16 protein-coding genes are annotated in these 15,738 nt (G+C 44.3%); all 16 read left to right on the forward strand.

Features of this window, described 5'->3' with window-relative positions:
* Positions 1-20 precede the first annotated feature (20 nt).
* The 16 genes from BMW86_RS11850 (at position 21) to BMW86_RS11925 (ending at position 15,718) form a co-directional block, all read left to right on the forward strand.
* Positions 21-824 carry an alpha/beta fold hydrolase gene (locus tag BMW86_RS11850; RefSeq protein WP_089781977.1) on the forward strand — a complete coding sequence of 268 codons (804 nt, stop codon included), beginning with the start codon at positions 21-23 and terminating at the stop codon, positions 822-824.
* A 6-nt stretch (positions 825-830) separates the two neighbouring features.
* Complete coding sequence (locus BMW86_RS11855) at positions 831-1,973, forward strand: glycosyltransferase (protein WP_089781978.1); 1,143 nt, start codon at positions 831-833, stop codon at positions 1,971-1,973.
* 3 nt (positions 1,974-1,976) lie between these two features.
* Positions 1,977-3,041 carry an ABC transporter permease gene (locus BMW86_RS11860; RefSeq protein WP_089781979.1) on the forward strand — a complete coding sequence of 355 codons (1,065 nt, stop codon included), beginning with the start codon at positions 1,977-1,979 and terminating at the stop codon, positions 3,039-3,041.
* A gap of 56 nt (positions 3,042-3,097) precedes the next feature.
* Positions 3,098-3,526, forward strand: coding sequence for a hypothetical protein (locus BMW86_RS11865; protein ID WP_089781980.1), 429 nt, complete (start codon positions 3,098-3,100; stop codon positions 3,524-3,526).
* A gap of 174 nt (positions 3,527-3,700) precedes the next feature.
* Positions 3,701-4,795 carry a glycosyltransferase gene (locus tag BMW86_RS11870; RefSeq protein ID WP_089781981.1) on the forward strand — a complete coding sequence of 365 codons (1,095 nt, stop codon included), beginning with the start codon at positions 3,701-3,703 and terminating at the stop codon, positions 4,793-4,795.
* Positions 4,796-4,881: 86 nt separating this feature from the next.
* Complete coding sequence (gene gldC / locus BMW86_RS11875) at positions 4,882-5,232, forward strand: gliding motility protein GldC (RefSeq protein WP_089781982.1); 351 nt, start codon at positions 4,882-4,884, stop codon at positions 5,230-5,232.
* Between the two features lie 34 nt (positions 5,233-5,266).
* Positions 5,267-5,719, forward strand: coding sequence for a GatB/YqeY domain-containing protein (locus BMW86_RS11880; protein ID WP_089781983.1), 453 nt, complete (start codon positions 5,267-5,269; stop codon positions 5,717-5,719).
* A 40-nt stretch (positions 5,720-5,759) separates the two neighbouring features.
* Positions 5,760-6,302: a CvpA family protein gene (locus BMW86_RS11885; RefSeq protein WP_089781984.1), complete on the forward strand. Its 543-nt coding sequence runs from the start codon at positions 5,760-5,762 to the stop codon at positions 6,300-6,302.
* A 71-nt stretch (positions 6,303-6,373) separates the two neighbouring features.
* A complete protein-coding gene (locus tag BMW86_RS11890; protein ID WP_089781985.1) occupies positions 6,374-7,138 on the forward strand; it encodes an alpha/beta fold hydrolase in 765 nt (254 codons plus the stop codon).
* 192 nt (positions 7,139-7,330) lie between these two features.
* Entirely contained in the window at positions 7,331-7,993 is a 663-nt protein-coding gene (locus BMW86_RS11895) for a CBS domain-containing protein (RefSeq protein WP_089781986.1), read from the forward strand.
* Between the two features lie 85 nt (positions 7,994-8,078).
* Positions 8,079-9,491 (forward strand): BamA/TamA family outer membrane protein, encoded by a 1,413-nt coding sequence (locus tag BMW86_RS11900; RefSeq protein ID WP_089781987.1) that lies wholly within the window; start codon positions 8,079-8,081, stop codon positions 9,489-9,491.
* Between the two features lie 18 nt (positions 9,492-9,509).
* On the forward strand, positions 9,510-10,397 hold the full coding sequence (locus BMW86_RS11905; protein WP_089781988.1) for an NAD kinase: 888 nt from the start codon (positions 9,510-9,512) through the stop codon (positions 10,395-10,397).
* Positions 10,398-10,586: 189 nt separating this feature from the next.
* Positions 10,587-11,438, forward strand: a complete 852-nt coding sequence (locus BMW86_RS11910; protein ID WP_089781989.1) for a type IX secretion system protein PorG — start codon at positions 10,587-10,589, stop codon at positions 11,436-11,438.
* A 231-nt stretch (positions 11,439-11,669) separates the two neighbouring features.
* On the forward strand, positions 11,670-12,431 hold the full coding sequence (locus BMW86_RS11915; protein ID WP_177189232.1) for an isoprenyl transferase: 762 nt from the start codon (positions 11,670-11,672) through the stop codon (positions 12,429-12,431).
* Positions 12,412-15,138: a BamA/OMP85 family outer membrane protein gene (locus BMW86_RS11920; protein WP_089781990.1), complete on the forward strand. Its 2,727-nt coding sequence runs from the start codon at positions 12,412-12,414 to the stop codon at positions 15,136-15,138. The genes BMW86_RS11915 and BMW86_RS11920 overlap by 20 nt, the downstream gene beginning before the upstream one ends.
* A 64-nt stretch (positions 15,139-15,202) precedes the next feature.
* Complete coding sequence (locus BMW86_RS11925; protein ID WP_089781991.1) at positions 15,203-15,718, forward strand: OmpH/Skp family outer membrane protein; 516 nt, start codon at positions 15,203-15,205, stop codon at positions 15,716-15,718.
* The last annotated feature ends 20 nt before the right edge of the window (positions 15,719-15,738 follow it).

A 15,738-nucleotide genomic window follows, 5' to 3' on the forward strand; every position in this document is an offset into this window, starting at 1 on the left:
AAGTTGATACTTTTGCAGGGATGTCTTCGTTCTTTCTGACATATGGAAACAGTCTTTTTCATGGCACCTGTGAAGGTGAGGGGGAAGAATTATTGATTTGTCTGCATGGCTTCGGGGAGCAGGCTGAAGGTTTTAGCAGGCTTGCCCGCACAATGGGTACGGTATTCACGTTGGTATCGCTGGACCTGCCACTGCATGGGCAAACTACCTGGAATGAAGGGAGGGCGTTTACCGGGGAGGATATGCAGGCGGTAATACGGCTGGTGCTGGAAAGGCAGCAGCAATCGACTTTTTCGCTGATGGGATATAGTATGGGGGGAAGGGTATCATTGTGCGTGTTGCAGGATATGGCACCACAGATCCGGCGCTTGTATCTGCTGGCCCCGGACGGCCTGAAAAATAATCCCTGGCATATGTTTGTAACGCAGACAGCTATAGGGAACCGGTTATTTAAACATGTGACTTATCATCCGCAGTTATTTTTCGGATTATTGAAATTATGGCACCGGTTAAAGCTGCTGAATGAAAGCGTGTATAAGTTCGCGTTAAACAGTATGAATAAACTGGAGAAAAGAGAGAAGGTGTATACGGTGTGGACCTGCATGCGGAAGATGATGCCTGATAAAAGACGATGCAAAAAATTATTGTCACGATATAAGATACAAACGCTGCTGATATTTGGTAAATATGATCGTGTGATACCACCTGTGCTGGGTGTACGTTTTATGGACAGTACTTTCCCCTGCAAAATGCTGGTGCTGGAAAAAGGGCATCAGTTGTTGTCTGAAGAACTGGGGGAAGCTATCCTGGATAATTACGAATGATAAACTATGTATTTTATTTTAGCTATACTTTTTGTTCCCGGTGTTATTTACGGATTACTGATGCTGCGCTATGGTTCCGGGTGGACCGGGCTGGCTCCGTTTACGCCATTGATACCCACCAGTGGTACTACAAAAGTGACAGTCATTATTCCTGCGCGGGATGAAGAAGATAACCTGCCGGTTTTGCTGCAGGCATTGAAAGACCAGAACTATCCCATGCACTTGTTTGAGGTGATTGTGATTGATGATTTCTCTACTGATAATACAGCAGCTGTAGTAGCGGAATTTCCTGCTTCCAATGTTCGCTTATTACAATTAAGCCGTTATCTGAGTGCAGAACAACGTCTGAATTCCTACAAGAAAAAGGCGATTGAAATGGCTGTGGAACAGGCCAGGGGAGACCTGATCATGACTACGGACGCAGACTGTATTATGGGGCCTTTGTGGATCAGTACAATGGTGCAGTATTATGAAACGTACAGACCGAAATTTATTGCTGCCCCGGTAAGTTTTTACAAGGAGAATAATTTCTTTAAGAAGTTACAGTCGCTGGATTTTATGACGATGCAGGGAATCACCGGAGCATTGGCTGCGTTGAAATCCGGAACAATGTGTAACGGTGCTAACCTGGCTTATGAGCGGGATGTGTTTTATGAAGTAGGAGGGTTTAACGGGATAGATGATATTGCATCGGGAGATGATATGCTGCTGATGTTTAAGATTTATAAACAGTATCCGCATGGGGTGTTGTACCTGAAGAATGATGATGCAATTGTGCGTACCCTGCCGGTAGATACTTTTAACGGATTTATGCATCAGCGGATACGCTGGTCGTCTAAAGCGGATAAGTATGAAGACAGGCGACTGACCTGGGTACTGGCGCTGGTATACTTCTGGAATGTGGCGTTATTGTTCATGACAATAGTAGCGGTGATATTACCGGAATGGCGTCCCTGGCTGGGAATTTTCCTGTTGTACAAGATTACGGTAGAATATTATTTCCTGATCCCTGTGGCCCGTTTTTTCCGTAAAACGGACCTGTTATTCTGGTTTATTCCCGGACAACTATTCCATATTCCTTACATTGTAGTAGCTGGCTGGCTGGGTAAGTTTGGTTCTTACCAGTGGAAAGGCAGAAAAGTAAAGTAACGCATGATCAGATCTTCATTTGGCCGTCAGGCATGGACAAGGCTGCGGCGTAATAAAGGCGCTGTGGGGGGCATGCTGCTGATAGGGATTGCAATTGTGTTGAGTATAGTGGCTTACCTGATATCTCCGGATGGCACGCCCTATGCCAACAGGATGATGCTGGAGATAGGAGGACAACGTCCCGGGTTTAGTATTGATTTACTGGCAGTACCTAAAGAGCAGCCTGTTGCCAAAGTGGATTTGTTTCAGCGTCTGCTGAACGGGCAGGAAGATAATGTGACTTACATTCCTTTGCATAGCTGGCGTATTGCGGGGGATACGATGGTGATAGAAAGATATATAGATGAGGAGACAGCCATAGAAGAACGTTACAGCAGTAAGTATAAGATCATTCACCATACCTGCTGGCTGGGTACAGATAAATTTGGACGGGATATCCTCAGCAGGTTGCTGGTAGGTACCCGGGTAAGCCTGAGTGTAGGCTGTATAGCTGTTATCATTTCGTTAAGTATAGGTGTTTTTCTGGGGGCGATAGCCGGTTATTTCCGGGGTCGTGTGGATGATGTGGTGATGTGGCTGGTAAATGTAATATGGTCGGTGCCTACCTTATTGCTGGTATTTGCTATTACGCTGGCGCTGGGTAAGGGTTTCTGGCAGGTATTTATAGCGGTGGGACTTACCATGTGGGTGAATGTGGCCCGTATTATCAGGGGGCAGGTGATGGCACTGCGGGAGTTACCCTTTATAGAAGCCACCAGGGCACTGGGATTCGGCCATATGAGAACGATTGTAAAACATATCTTACCCAATATTATGGGGCCTGTGATGGTAGTAGCAGCAGGTAATTTTGCCACGGCGATAGTAGTAGAAGCCGGCCTGAGCTTTCTGGGAGTGGGGGTACAGCCTCCGCAGCCTTCCTGGGGGCTGATGATCAAAGAGAATTACAACTTTATTATAACCCATAACCCCCTGCTGGCATTAGCCCCCGGAGTTGCTATTATGCTCATGGTACTGGCCTTTAATCTGTTAGGTAACGGATTGAGGGATGCTATGGATGTAAGGCAGTAAAGGTTGCTTCTTATTAAAAAAACTCTTAATTTTACTTTATCCAGAATTTATTGACTATGCCTCTGAAATCATATCTTTTACCTATCCTGGCCCTGTTAGCTATATCATTTACGGCCTGCAAAAAAAAGAGTTCCAATACCGGTGATCCTGCTCCGCAGGAAGAAGGGCTTTCTGTAACTTTAGTGAATGTCACTGAGGGTCAGTATACTGCAGCTCCGGGCTCTACTTACACGTTCCAGGTTAAAATCAATTCTGCCATACCTTCACAGGGTGTGACTGTAGTTGTAACCGCTATCACTGATCCGGGTGGTATCCTTATCCCCCAGAATCTTATTGCACCTTCCAAAGATGGTACTATAGATGTAAACCTTACCGGTCTGGAGCCTATCCGCACGGTAAAGGTGACTGTAGTGATCACTTCTGTAGGAAAGTCTAATAATACAGTGACCAAAACATTCTGGATCACCAATAAGTCTGATCAATAAACAGTTATTTGTTATATTTACTGTACTGGTAAATAATTGTATACCTGCTGATATTCGGTAGAGATTCAGTGATCCTACGTTCATCCTACGTTCCGAACGTAAGATGAACGTAGGATCACTGAATCTCTACCGAATTCTCATTAGCTTTGCGGCAGCAGAACAAGCAGGTTAATTATGCGTATAGGAGTAAATGCCAGCCCTATGTCCCTGGATACCGCAGCGGATACGGGCAATATCGTTACAACCCTTTTAACAGGTCTATGCCGGTTACATCCGGAACATACTTTTATCTTCTTTTTTGATAAAACGCCTTCTTCCTCTTTACAATTACCGCCTGATGCGGTTGTGGTGGTACTGCCTTTAAAAAGCAACAGTGGCTGGAGATTGTCCCTGTGGCAGGAGTGGACATTGCCCCGTGCATTAAAAGCACAGGGAATAGACCTTTACCTGGGGATGGATGGTTTTTTGCCTTTGCGCAGTAAGATCCCTGCTGAATTATTTATCCCGGATATGGGCTTTATGCATGGAGTAGCGGGTATGCGCCCTTCTGTGCAGCGTTTCCTTCAGAAGAATACGGTTAAATATATTCAAAAGGCACAACGGGTGCTGGTATTGTCCCAGACAGCCAAAGAGGATGTGCTGCAATACGCGCCGGATGTTGCGGCCAGGGTACAATTGGTGTCTCCGGGGATTCCGGAGAGCTATCAACCTTTGGAATGGCAGGAGCGGGAAGATGTGAAAAGGGAATTTGCCTGGGGGGTGGAGTATTTTATAGCCGTGGGGAGTTTACATCCCCGGAATAATATCCTGCCTTTGTTAAAAGCGTTTTCTGCATTAAAAAGAAGATTACATTCCAATATGAAACTGGTACTGGCAGGTGCCGGTATCCCTGGAGGTGAGGAGATAACAGGGTCTTTATCCAGTTATAAGTACCGCGATGACGTGGTATTACTGAAGGATGCCGATCAGGTAACATTATCCAGAGCGGTAGCAGGTGCTTATGCGTTGATATATACTTCCCGTTTTGAAGGGATGGCTATGCCGGTATATGCCGCATTACAATGCCAGGTGCCGGTAATTGCACTGGAAGGACAGGCAGCCAGAGAGGCCGGGGGGGATGCGGTACTGTATACTGATCCGGAGAGCCTGGAAGACCTGGCTGATAAGATGTGTCTGTTATATAAAGATGAAGAACTGCGTAGCCGGCAACTGGGCAGGATAGCTGCCAGGCCTTTACCAGTGTTGAGTGTAGAGGGGTTTATCCGATAATATGTGGAATATCCTATAGTTATAGTAGACTAAGATTGATCAATTAATACTAACTTTGCGTTTTCAAAAATATCGGAACAAGCTTTATGGCAAAATTATCTACCATACAGATCCAGGTAGGACTGGACAACGACCGGGTACCGGAGAAGATTGAATGGCGTGCAACAGACAGTTCGGAAGCTGATCGTTACCAGCAGGCGAAGGCGATGCTGATCTCTTTCTGGGATGGCGCAGATAAAACCGCATTACGTATTGATCTGTGGACTAAGCAGATGATGGTGGATGAAATGGCGGATTTCTTTTTCCAGACGATGATGACGATGGCAGATACTTACCAGCGTGCAACTCCATACAAAGACATGGCAGATGACCTGCGTGTTTTTGCAAAGGATTTCTATAAGAAGTTTGAGGAGAAGCAGAAGGAAGAACAGAAATAGTCTGTTTGTACATTCAATCAAAAACAACCACTTTATGTCATTAGAACTAAATATTAATGCGGCTATCAAAACAGCTATGCTTGCAAAAGCAGAAGCTGATTTGCGTGCATTGCGTGCTATTAAGGCAGCGATACTGATTGTAAAAACATCTGAAGGTGCCGGAGCAGATCTTACCGAAGCGGATGAAAGCAAGTTGCTGCAAAAGCTGGCTAAACAGCGTAAAGATTCTCTGGAGATTTTCCGTCAGCAGAACAGGGAAGACCTGGCAAAGAAAGAAGAAGAAGAGCTGGAAGTAATAGAAAGATATCTGCCTAAGCAGATGAGTGAAGATGAACTGAGAGCAGAAATTACAGCGATTATTGCTTCTATGGGTGCAAGTTCTCCGGCGGATATGGGTAAGGTGATGGGCGTAGCTTCCAAACAACTGGCTGGTAAGGCAGATGGTAAAGCTATTTCAGCACTGGTGAAGGAGCTGTTGGCTAAATAATCAACAGGAGCAGGTAAAGCAGGACTATTTTAATCAATCTATGGGAATCGACATTGTTTTTGCCATTATCCTGGTCTTTGCCATCTATAAGGGGTATAGCCGTGGTCTTATTGTAGCCGTATTTTCTTTTGTAGCGGTGACTATAGGGATGGCTGCAGCGCTTAAACTTACAACTGTAGCTGTACTGTATGCGCAGCAGCATTGGCAGGTCCACACCCGTTGGCTGCCTGTTTTATGTTTCATTAGTCTTTTTGTAGGGGTTGTGCTGCTGGTAAGGCTGGGAGCCACACTTATGCAAACGCTGGTAGAGCTGGCGATGATGGGGTGGTTAAACAAATTAGGCGGAATTATATTATATAGTGCTATATTTATCATTGCATATAGTGTCCTATTATGGATTGCCAATCAGCTATATTGGCTAAGTCCTGAAACCAAGATGCAATCCGTAGTTTATCCCTACATTGAGCACCTGGGCCCTGCAATGATGAATGCCTTAGGTAAGGTCATTCCACTTTTCAAGGATATGTTTGCCGGCTTGCAATCCTTTTTTGATAATGCAGCAAAGGAAATGCAGGCTACTTAGCTCGCTTCAAAGATTATTTGAATTAATAAAAAGAATTATTTTAGCGCAAAATTGACTTTCAAGCTTTGGCAATGGTTTACGAAATTAAAACACAGGGAAAGTTTAAGTACGTAGAGGAAGGAGAGGGGGAGCCGTTAGTATTACTGCATGGGCTATTTGGTGCACTAAGTAATTTTGGAGGATTAATAGAGTACTTCCGTCAATTTAATAAGGTAGTGGTACCTATGTTGCCTTTGTTTGACCTGAATATCCTGGATACTTCTGTGTCCGGCCTTGCAAAATATGTACATAAGTTCATTGAGTCTCAGGGGTATACAAACATACATATACTGGGTAACTCACTGGGTGGTCATGTGGGGCTGGTGTATCTGTTAAAACATCCGGAAGCACCGGTAAAGTCATTGACATTAACAGGTAGTTCCGGTTTGTTTGAGAATGGTATGGGTGAAACCTATCCTAAAAGGGGAGACTATGACTACATCCGTAAAAAGACAGAACTTACTTTTTACGATCCGGCTATGGCTACCAAAGAACTGGTGGATGAGGTGTTTGAGATTACTACGAACCGTTTAAAAGTTATAAAGATCATCACCCTGGCAAAATCCGCTATCAGGCATAACCTGGGTGAAGAGCTGAGAGAACTGAAGATACCGACCCTGTTGATATGGGGACTGAATGATACTGTTACGCCTCCTATGGTGGGTGAAGAATTTCAGAAACTGATCCCTAATTCTGAACTGCATTTTATTGATAAGTGCGGACATGCTCCTATGATGGAACAACCGGAAGAGTTTAATAAGATCCTGCATCCTTTCATGGAGAAACTTAAGAAGTAGCATATCGCCCGGGGTAGGGAACATTCAACGATCAGCCTGGTATTTTTATATACGTTTATCTGTACCTATATGTAACAAACCACCAATTCCCATCGTTACGTATATAAGTACAGCGGCATGTCCATTCATAATTCTCAATTGACCGTTCGCGATTCTTTTCATATTATTGTATTACAATAGCGCAAAAAAATAATGCTTGCACGTGATCTCATATCAACAGTAGTTCCTGTTCTGCATCCACTGGATTCGGGGTCAAGAGCTTTGCGCCTGATGAATGAATATCATCTTACACAACTGCCCATGGTGCTGGAAAACAAGTACCTGGCGCTGGTAGAGGAAGATGATATTATGGACCTGGAAGACGCTGAGATTCACCTTGAGAATATGGAATATAATGGTTCTAAACCAGCCATTATGGAGAATGCACATTTTTATGAGGCACTGAAACTCTTCAATGATCTCAAATTATCTACACTTCCTGTTATCAGTCATGAGAATGAGTATCTGGGCGTGCTTACAAAAGATAATCTGCTGAGTGTACTGGGTCAATACAACGGGGTAAAGGAACATGGTGGGATACTGGCGCTGGATATGGATCCACGTGATTATAGTCTGAGTGAAATTGCCCGTATAGCAGAATCAAATGATGTAACACTGCTGAGTGTAAATACGATCACCAATCCTGCTTCCGGCAGACTGGAAGTATTGCTGAAAACAAACCGTCAGGAGTTACAGGGATTACTGGCTACTTTTGAACGTTTTAACTACGCTGTTAAATACACTGTTACGGAAGAGCAGGAAGAAGACCTTGTTAAAAAGAATTATGATCTGCTGATGAATTACATCAGTATGTAATGATAAAAGTATTCATGAAAGAAGCTTAATGTAGTACGCAGCACGCGTTTTGCATTAAGCTTTTTTCGTTATTTTACTACCCCATATGGCTTTCAAAAAAGCACTTCTCCTTTCCTTTGTATTTTCTACCCTGTTCATTTGCAAGGGTTTTTCCCGCCAGATAACTCCGGCCGGCAGAGATACCAGTTACATTGTAGTAAGGAATGTGATAGTGCTTGGCAATAAGAAAACAAGGACCAATGTGATATTGAGGGAACTGGGTCTTTTCCCCGGGGATACCTTGTGGCTGCGGGACCTGGGCAGTACGCTGGACCAGAAACGCAAGCAGTTATTAAATCTCTCTCTCTTTCTGAATGTTACGGTAAACGTAAAGAACTGGCAAGATAACAATGTAGATGTGGTGTTTGAAGTATGGGAACGATGGTACACTTTTCCGATACCTATCTTCAAACTGGCCGACCGTAACTTTAACCAGTGGTGGGTAGAGCAGGGGCGCAGCCTGAAGCGGGTGAACCTGGGCGTACGGCTTTTCCAGGATAATCTTACCGGGCGTAATGATGAAGTAAGAGCAGAGTTGCAAATGGGTTATACTCAACGGGTTGCCCTCTCTTATGATTTGCCTTATGTAGATAAATCGTTCCGGCATGGGGTGGGTTTCATCTTCTCCTATAGCCGTAACCGGGAAATAAACGACAGTACATTTGAGAATAAGCAGCACTTCTTTAAGCAGGATGAATTTATCCGCCAGTTATATACAATAGGGCTGAGTTATAGTTACCGCAAAGCCATCAATACCCGTCACCAGGTATTTCTGACATATAATTATGAGAAGGTCAGTGATTCTGTGGCTATTTACAATCCTAACTATTTAGGAGACGGGCATACAGTAGCCAGGTACCTGAACCTGATGTACCGTATCAGTTATACCAGGGCGGATAGCTGGACGTATCCTTTAAAGGGGATGATGTTACAGGCAGAGGCTGAGAAGATGGGGATAGGGACACTGGATGATATAGACCATGTAAGATTACGGTTAAGAATAGCCGGGTACTGGCAGCTGGCGCGCAAAACATATGGAGCGCTGGGGTTAAGATCGCAGGTAAAGTTTACCGGCAATGCGCCTTATGCAGATCAGAAAGCGATTGGTTATCAGGAGGATTATCTGCGGGGGCTGGAATATTTTGTGGTAGATGGCACCAGTTTTTTCATCGCGAAATCTACTTTGCGGCAGGAGCTGATGAATTTTAAAGTGAACCTGCCGGTAGTGCCCAGGAAGTTTAGCGCAGTCCCTTTCCGGTTGATGCTGAAGATTTACGGAGATGCAGGTTATGCATATAGTAAGCGCTATGGTTACGGGATGCTGAATAACCGGTTTTTATATACAGGTGGTGTAGGTGTAGACATCGTTTCCTTTTATGATTCCTGTCTGAGGGTAGAGTATAGTATAAACCAGTTAGGGCAAAAAGGGTTATTTTTGCACACTAAATTAGACATGTAGGAGAGTTAATGACAGATTATGCAAATTGCCATATATAGCCGGGGTTTTGTTAAAGAGGATTTACCGATTATCCAATTGTTGCTGGATGAACTGCAACGGGAGGAGATTGACACTATCATTTATGACCCGTTTTGCCGGGCACTGGAACCGCATATTAAGTTCGGGAAGGACCCGGTTACTTTTGCACAGGCAGAGGACCTTTACGGTAAGGCGGATATCCTGGTGAGCCTGGGAGGAGATGGTACCCTGCTGGATACTGTGTGTTATGTGAGGGATAAGAATATCCCGGTGCTGGGGATCAATTTTGGTCGTTTAGGCTTCCTTGCCAGTATAGGTAAGGGGGCGATATATGCAGCGGTACAGGCATTAAAGCAACGGACCTACATCGTGGACAAGCGTGCATTGCTGCACCTGGATTCCAATGTGGGACTGTTTGGCGATGTGCCTTATGCGCTGAACGACTTTACCATTCACAAGAAAGATACCTCTGCGATGGTAAAGATCCATACTTACCTGAACGGGGAATTTCTGAATACTTACTGGGCTGATGGACTGATTGTAGCCACGCCTACCGGATCTACGGGGTACTCCCTTAGTTGCGGGGGACCGGTGGTATTCCCCGAAGCCGGTAGTTTTGTGATTACGCCGGTAGCCCCTCATAATCTGAATGTACGCCCTATCATAGTCCCTGATAATAATGTGATTTCGTTTGAAGTAGAGGGCCGTAGCGACCAGTTTTTATGCACACTGGACTCCAGGATGGAGACTATTGATAATACAGTGCAGCTGGCGATTAAAAAAGAAAGCTTTAGTCTTAGCCTGTTGCGTCTTGACGATAGCAATTTTCTGCATACCTTGCGGAACAAGTTATTGTGGGGGATAGATGCAAGAAATACGCTTAAATAGGCGTGTACGTACTCTCCTTTTCAGGGGATACGACCAATTGACCAAAAGAATTACGTTGCCGGGGACACCTTCTGCACATTTGAGAATTAGCATATTAGAAAAAATTATTACATTTGATTACTTTTCTTAATACCAAAAGCAGGTATTATAGCGTTTAAAGGAATCATCGCGTTTAAGCAGAACGGATTTATGGGCATACCTTTCTTTTACTCCAAACGTTTAATCAAAATCAGTCTCATTGCAATGGGTTCTCTGTTCGTGATGCCTGCTTTTGCTCAGAACGAGCTATCCTATACCGGTGAATTAGGTATTTCGGTTGGCGCCGCACATTACTTCGGGGATTTAAATACCCGTGGGGCTATCAATGCTCCCAAGCCATCAGTTGGTATCTTTTACCGCAAATACATGAATGATTATGTAGGTGTAAGGGTGCATGGCCGTTTTATGCAACTGGGTTATTCTGATGTTTATAACAAGAATGATTTCCAGAACCGCCGTAACCTGAGCTTCAATACCAATTTATGGGAACTGGGGCTGCAGGGTGATTTTAACTTCTTCCGGTTTGAACCTGGCAGTCAGGTTTACCGGTTTACCCCATATTTTACAGGAGGAGCCTCTCTCTTCTATTTTAATCCCTACGCATACCTGGGTGGCAAAAAGTATCATTTACAGCCATTGGGCACAGAAGGACAGGGTACAGCCATGTATCCCGACCGTAAGCCTTACAGTCTGGTATCTTCTGCTTTTATGGTGGGAGGCGGTTTTAAATATAATCTCTCCAAGAAGGTGAATGCCGGACTGGAAGTATTATACCGCTTCACCAACACAGATTACCTGGATGATGTAAGTACTACTTATGCCGGATCAGCCGTATTTCCGGCTAACAGTACCGCTTATTTACTGCAGGACCGTTCATATGCAACCGGAGATCGTATCGGAGTTGCCGGACGTCAGCGGGGAAATAGCCGGGACAAGGACCAGTATGTCACCGTAGAGTTCACAATCAGCGTTTTATTTACTACTTACAGATGTAAATTCTAATTTCGCAGGTATTAGATGCCTGTTTGCAGTTTATTATTGGCAATTGGCCTATTATTAGCCTCAAATTCAAACTTCTTCTAAGGGGAAACTGCCTACGGTAAAGGATTTCGCTGTTAAAACTACGTTAAAACCCCCCTTCACCCTTTGCAGGGAAAGCCATATATCTATTTTTGTATCTTTGCACACTTTTACTTAAATCGGTTCGATATATATAATCCGCCGCAGATACACATGAGTTTGAAGGATAAATTAGACTTACAACGGTTACCACGACATATCGCCATCATAATGGATGGTAATGGCCGTTGGGCTAAAGAACGAGGCCAGGACCGGCTTTTCGGTCATCATGAGGGGGTGGAGAGTGTCCGGAATATTACGGAAGCTTGTGCAGAACTGGGTATTGGGTATCTCACTCTTTATGCCTTTTCAACAGAAAACTGGGATCGTCCTGTTTACGAGGTTAACGGAATTATGGAGTTGCTGGTGAACACTATCCGCAATGAAGTTGCCACGTTATCAAAAAATAACATCAGATTGCATGTAATCGGAGACATGAACATGTTACCCGGCCAGTGTAAAACTGAAATGGAAGAGGCAATGGCCTTAACCAGTCAGAACACCGGCTTAAACCTGGTAATGGCTCTGAGCTATAGTGCCAGGTGGGAGATTGTGAATGCTGCGAGAAACATTGCGCAGGATGTGAAGGACGGGAAGCTGACACCGGAGGCGGTAACGCCTGAGATGTGGGAGCAATACCTATGTACCGCTAAAATACCTGATCCTGAATTAATGATCAGAACCAGCGGAGAATGCAGAATCAGTAACTTTTTACTATACCAACTGGCTTATGCGGAGCTGTATTTCACAGATACCCGCTGGCCGGATTTCCGCAAAGAACACCTTTACGAAGCAATATTAAACTACCAGACCAGAGAACGGCGCTTTGGTAAAACAAGCGATCAAATACAGCAGAATGAAGAAATTATTTCCTAAGAGCCTCCTGGCTATAGTATTATGTTGCAGTGCCGCCACTCGTGTATCCGCCCAGGTACGGGATACGATCCCTGCAGCAGACCAACCAGTGGGACTGAATTTACCAGTGGGAAATGCACAGCCGCAGCAGTATGAAATAGCTGACATCACGGTGTCAGGTACACAGTACCTCGATAAATCATTGCTTATCTCTTTATCTGGCCTGAATGTAGGCGATAAGGTAGTTTACCCCGGTGGTGATCAGTTTGCGAAAGCGATACAGGCTCTCTGGGGTCAGCATCTGTTTGCAAACGTAGCCATTTACGTATTAAAGATAGAAGACGGTAAGATCTGGCTCGAAATTGAGCTGGTGGAACGCCCCCGTCTTAATAACTTCATTTTCAGAGGCGTTAAAAAGTCTGATGCGGAAGAGCTGTCCAAAAAGGCCGGTCTGCGTAAAGGTTCAGTAGTAACTGAAGCCATGAAGCAGAATGCGATCGGGATCATCACCAAGCATTATGCAGATAAGGGATTCGGTAACGCCACAGTAACTGTGACGGAAAGAGCCGATACCGCACAGGTAAACGCAACCAATGTGGTGTTTACCGTTATCAAGGGGGGGAAAGTGAAAGTGAACGATATCTACATTGTAGGTAATGAGGACATTTCCGACTCCAGGATCAAGAAGAAGATGAAGGGAACCAAGGAGCATTCCCGGTTTACCATTCACCCTGATTCTGAGCCTGTATGGGTAGATTCGCTGGAGCAGCCGCAGAATTACTGGTCTACTTTCGGGTTCCTGTATCCTTCCCGTACAATGGAAGCGCTGGACCCTTACTTCCGTTTTAAACTGTTCTCCTCTGCCAAATTCAATGAGGGTAAGTATACAGAAGATAAGGAAAAGGTAATCGCTTATTATAATACCCAGGGTTTCCGCGATGCGGTACTGGTAAGAGATACAACTTACAAATCCCGCAATGGTGGTGTGAATGTGAGCTTACAGGTGAGTGAGGGTAAGAAATATTACTTCGGTAACATTACCTGGAAAGGGAACAGCCGCTACACGGATTCTTTGCTGGGTAAAGTACTGGGTATCAAACCAGGGGATGTTTACAACCAGGAGATTTTACAGAAACGTTTACTGTCATCAGAAGGTGGTGACGTAGGTGGTTTATACATGGACTATGGTTACCTGTTCTTCCGTGCAGACCCTGTTGAAATCGGGATCCGTGGAGATACCATAGATTATGAGGTGAGAATTTCTGAAGGACCTCAGGCTACTATTAAAGAAGTACGTATCGCAGGTAATGAAAAAACCAACGAACACGTAATCCGTCGTGAGCTGCGTACATTACCAGGTGAAAAATTCAGTCGTACGGATCTGATCCGTTCTAACCGTGAAATTGCCAACCTGGGTTTCTTTAACCCTGAAAAGATTGGTATGGTGCCGGTACCTAATATCCAGGACGGTACAGTGGATATTGATTATACTGTTGAAGAAAAAGCAAATGACCAGTTGGAACTGTCTGCGGGCTGGGGTGGTTATATCGGTTTAACCGGTACCCTGGGTGTAACGTTCAACAACTTCTCTCTCCGTAATATATTTAACAAACAGACATGGGACCCATTACCAAGTGGAGACGGACAGAAATTATCTGTACGTGTATCTTCTAATGGTAAAGCGTACCGTTCTTATAACTTCTCTTTCACTGAACCATGGTTAGGTGGTAAAAAGAGAAACCAGTTTTCTGTAAGTTTCTATAACAGTTATCAGAACCCATACGCTTATGCAGCGTTATATGGTACGGCCAGTTCTTCCAATGCCTACTTTAAAGTATTGGGTGCTTCCGTATCGCTGGGTAAACAGCTGAAATGGCCTGATGACTATTTCACCCTGATTTACTCTGTGAACTATCAGCAGTACAAACTGAAGAACTACGATTACTTTAACATCGGGTTCGCTAACGGTACTTCCAATAACGTGAACATAAAACTGACATTGTCACGTTCTTCAGTGGATCAGCAGATCTTCCCGAGGAATGGTTCTAACTTCCTGTTATCCGGCCAGTTCACTCCTCCTTATTCCGTATTTAATCCGAGCAAGGATTACAAACTGGAGTCAGTAGCAAGTCAGTTTAATTTCATCGAGTACCAGAAATACCGCTTTAATGCAGAATGGTATGTACCATTGAGCCGTCCTCACGGAACAGACAACAAAACGTTTGTACTGAAGGTGGCTGCTAAATTTGGTTACATTGGCCGTTATGACAATCGTACCACCTTGTCTCCGTTCGGCCGCTTTGAGCTGGGTGGTGACGGTTTGAGCAACTTTGCGATCTACGACCGTGATATCATCTCCCAGAGAGGTTATCCTGTATATTATACCTCTGATCCGAAGAGCAACGTGGAAAACAGTCAGCCGAGAGGCTATGAAGGTTTCACGATCTTCAACAAGTACATCATGGAGTTGCGTTATCCGTTCAGTCTGAACCCAAGTTCTACGATCTTTGGTCTGGCTTTCCTGGAAGCAGCGAATGGTTACAGGGATGTACAGGATTACAATCCGTTCAGATTGCGTCGTTCAGCAGGTTTGGGTATGCGTTTTTACCTGCCGATGTTTGGATTGCTTGGGTTTGACTATGGTATCGGATTCGACCGTTTACAATCAGGAAATGGTCTGAAGGATGCAGCTAAATTTACCTTTATGCTGGGCTTTGAACCAGAATAGGGTAGAATTAATTTTAAATTATATATTGCAAATCCGATTTGCAGTATAATTTAAACCCGGAATTATGAAAAAAATATGCCTCATATTAGCTGTTGTTCTTTGTTCGGCCTTTGGTGCCAGTGCGCAGCGTTATTGTGTAATAGATACCAAGTATATCCTGGATAACGTTCCGGATTATAAGGAAGCACAAGGAAAACTGGATGCTATAGCAGAACAATGGCAGAAGGAAATAGATGCTAAGTTCCTGGAAATCGATAAGATGTATAAATCTTACCAGGCAGAGCAGGTAATGTTAACAGATGAGTTGAAGCACAAACGTGAAGACGAGATCGTGGCTAAAGAGAAAGAAGCCAAGGATCTGCAGAAGAAGCGTTTCGGGTATGAAGGGGATCTTTTCAAGAAGCGTGAGGAGCTGATCAAGCCAATACAGGATAAAGTATACAATGCGGTACAGAAACTGGCAGCAGCGCGTATGTACGATTTCGTACTTGATAAGTCGGGGGGAGTAACAGTTATCTTTGCAGATCCTAAGCTGGATAAGAGCGATGATATATTACGTTCGTTAGGCGTTAAGAAATAGACCTTTATACCAATTTAAAC

Origin of the sequence: Chitinophaga sp. YR573, assembly GCF_900110995.1 — a bacterium.
In the GTDB taxonomy this organism is placed as follows: Bacteria; Bacteroidota; Bacteroidia; order Chitinophagales; family Chitinophagaceae; genus Chitinophaga.

What these genes read in the sequence shown, in the direction of transcription:
- BMW86_RS11850 (WP_089781977.1), top strand. Translation starts at nt 21, where the DNA reads ATGTCTTCGTTCTTTCTGACATATGGAAACAGTCTTTTTCATGGCACC.
- BMW86_RS11855 (WP_089781978.1), top strand. Translation starts at nt 831, where the DNA reads ATGTATTTTATTTTAGCTATACTTTTTGTTCCCGGTGTTATTTACGGA.
- BMW86_RS11860 (WP_089781979.1), top strand. Translation starts at nt 1,977, where the DNA reads ATGATCAGATCTTCATTTGGCCGTCAGGCATGGACAAGGCTGCGGCGT.
- BMW86_RS11865 (WP_089781980.1), top strand. Translation starts at nt 3,098, where the DNA reads ATGCCTCTGAAATCATATCTTTTACCTATCCTGGCCCTGTTAGCTATA.
- BMW86_RS11870 (WP_089781981.1), top strand. Translation starts at nt 3,701, where the DNA reads ATGCGTATAGGAGTAAATGCCAGCCCTATGTCCCTGGATACCGCAGCG.
- gldC (WP_089781982.1), top strand. Translation starts at nt 4,882, where the DNA reads ATGGCAAAATTATCTACCATACAGATCCAGGTAGGACTGGACAACGAC.
- BMW86_RS11880 (WP_089781983.1), top strand. Translation starts at nt 5,267, where the DNA reads ATGTCATTAGAACTAAATATTAATGCGGCTATCAAAACAGCTATGCTT.
- BMW86_RS11885 (WP_089781984.1), top strand. Translation starts at nt 5,760, where the DNA reads ATGGGAATCGACATTGTTTTTGCCATTATCCTGGTCTTTGCCATCTAT.
- BMW86_RS11890 (WP_089781985.1), top strand. Translation starts at nt 6,374, where the DNA reads ATGGTTTACGAAATTAAAACACAGGGAAAGTTTAAGTACGTAGAGGAA.
- BMW86_RS11895 (WP_089781986.1), top strand. Translation starts at nt 7,331, where the DNA reads ATGCTTGCACGTGATCTCATATCAACAGTAGTTCCTGTTCTGCATCCA.
- BMW86_RS11900 (WP_089781987.1), top strand. Translation starts at nt 8,079, where the DNA reads ATGGCTTTCAAAAAAGCACTTCTCCTTTCCTTTGTATTTTCTACCCTG.
- BMW86_RS11905 (WP_089781988.1), top strand. Translation starts at nt 9,510, where the DNA reads ATGCAAATTGCCATATATAGCCGGGGTTTTGTTAAAGAGGATTTACCG.
- BMW86_RS11910 (WP_089781989.1), top strand. Translation starts at nt 10,587, where the DNA reads ATGGGCATACCTTTCTTTTACTCCAAACGTTTAATCAAAATCAGTCTC.
- BMW86_RS11915 (WP_177189232.1), top strand. Translation starts at nt 11,670, where the DNA reads ATGAGTTTGAAGGATAAATTAGACTTACAACGGTTACCACGACATATC.
- BMW86_RS11920 (WP_089781990.1), top strand. Translation starts at nt 12,412, where the DNA reads ATGAAGAAATTATTTCCTAAGAGCCTCCTGGCTATAGTATTATGTTGC.
- BMW86_RS11925 (WP_089781991.1), top strand. Translation starts at nt 15,203, where the DNA reads ATGAAAAAAATATGCCTCATATTAGCTGTTGTTCTTTGTTCGGCCTTT.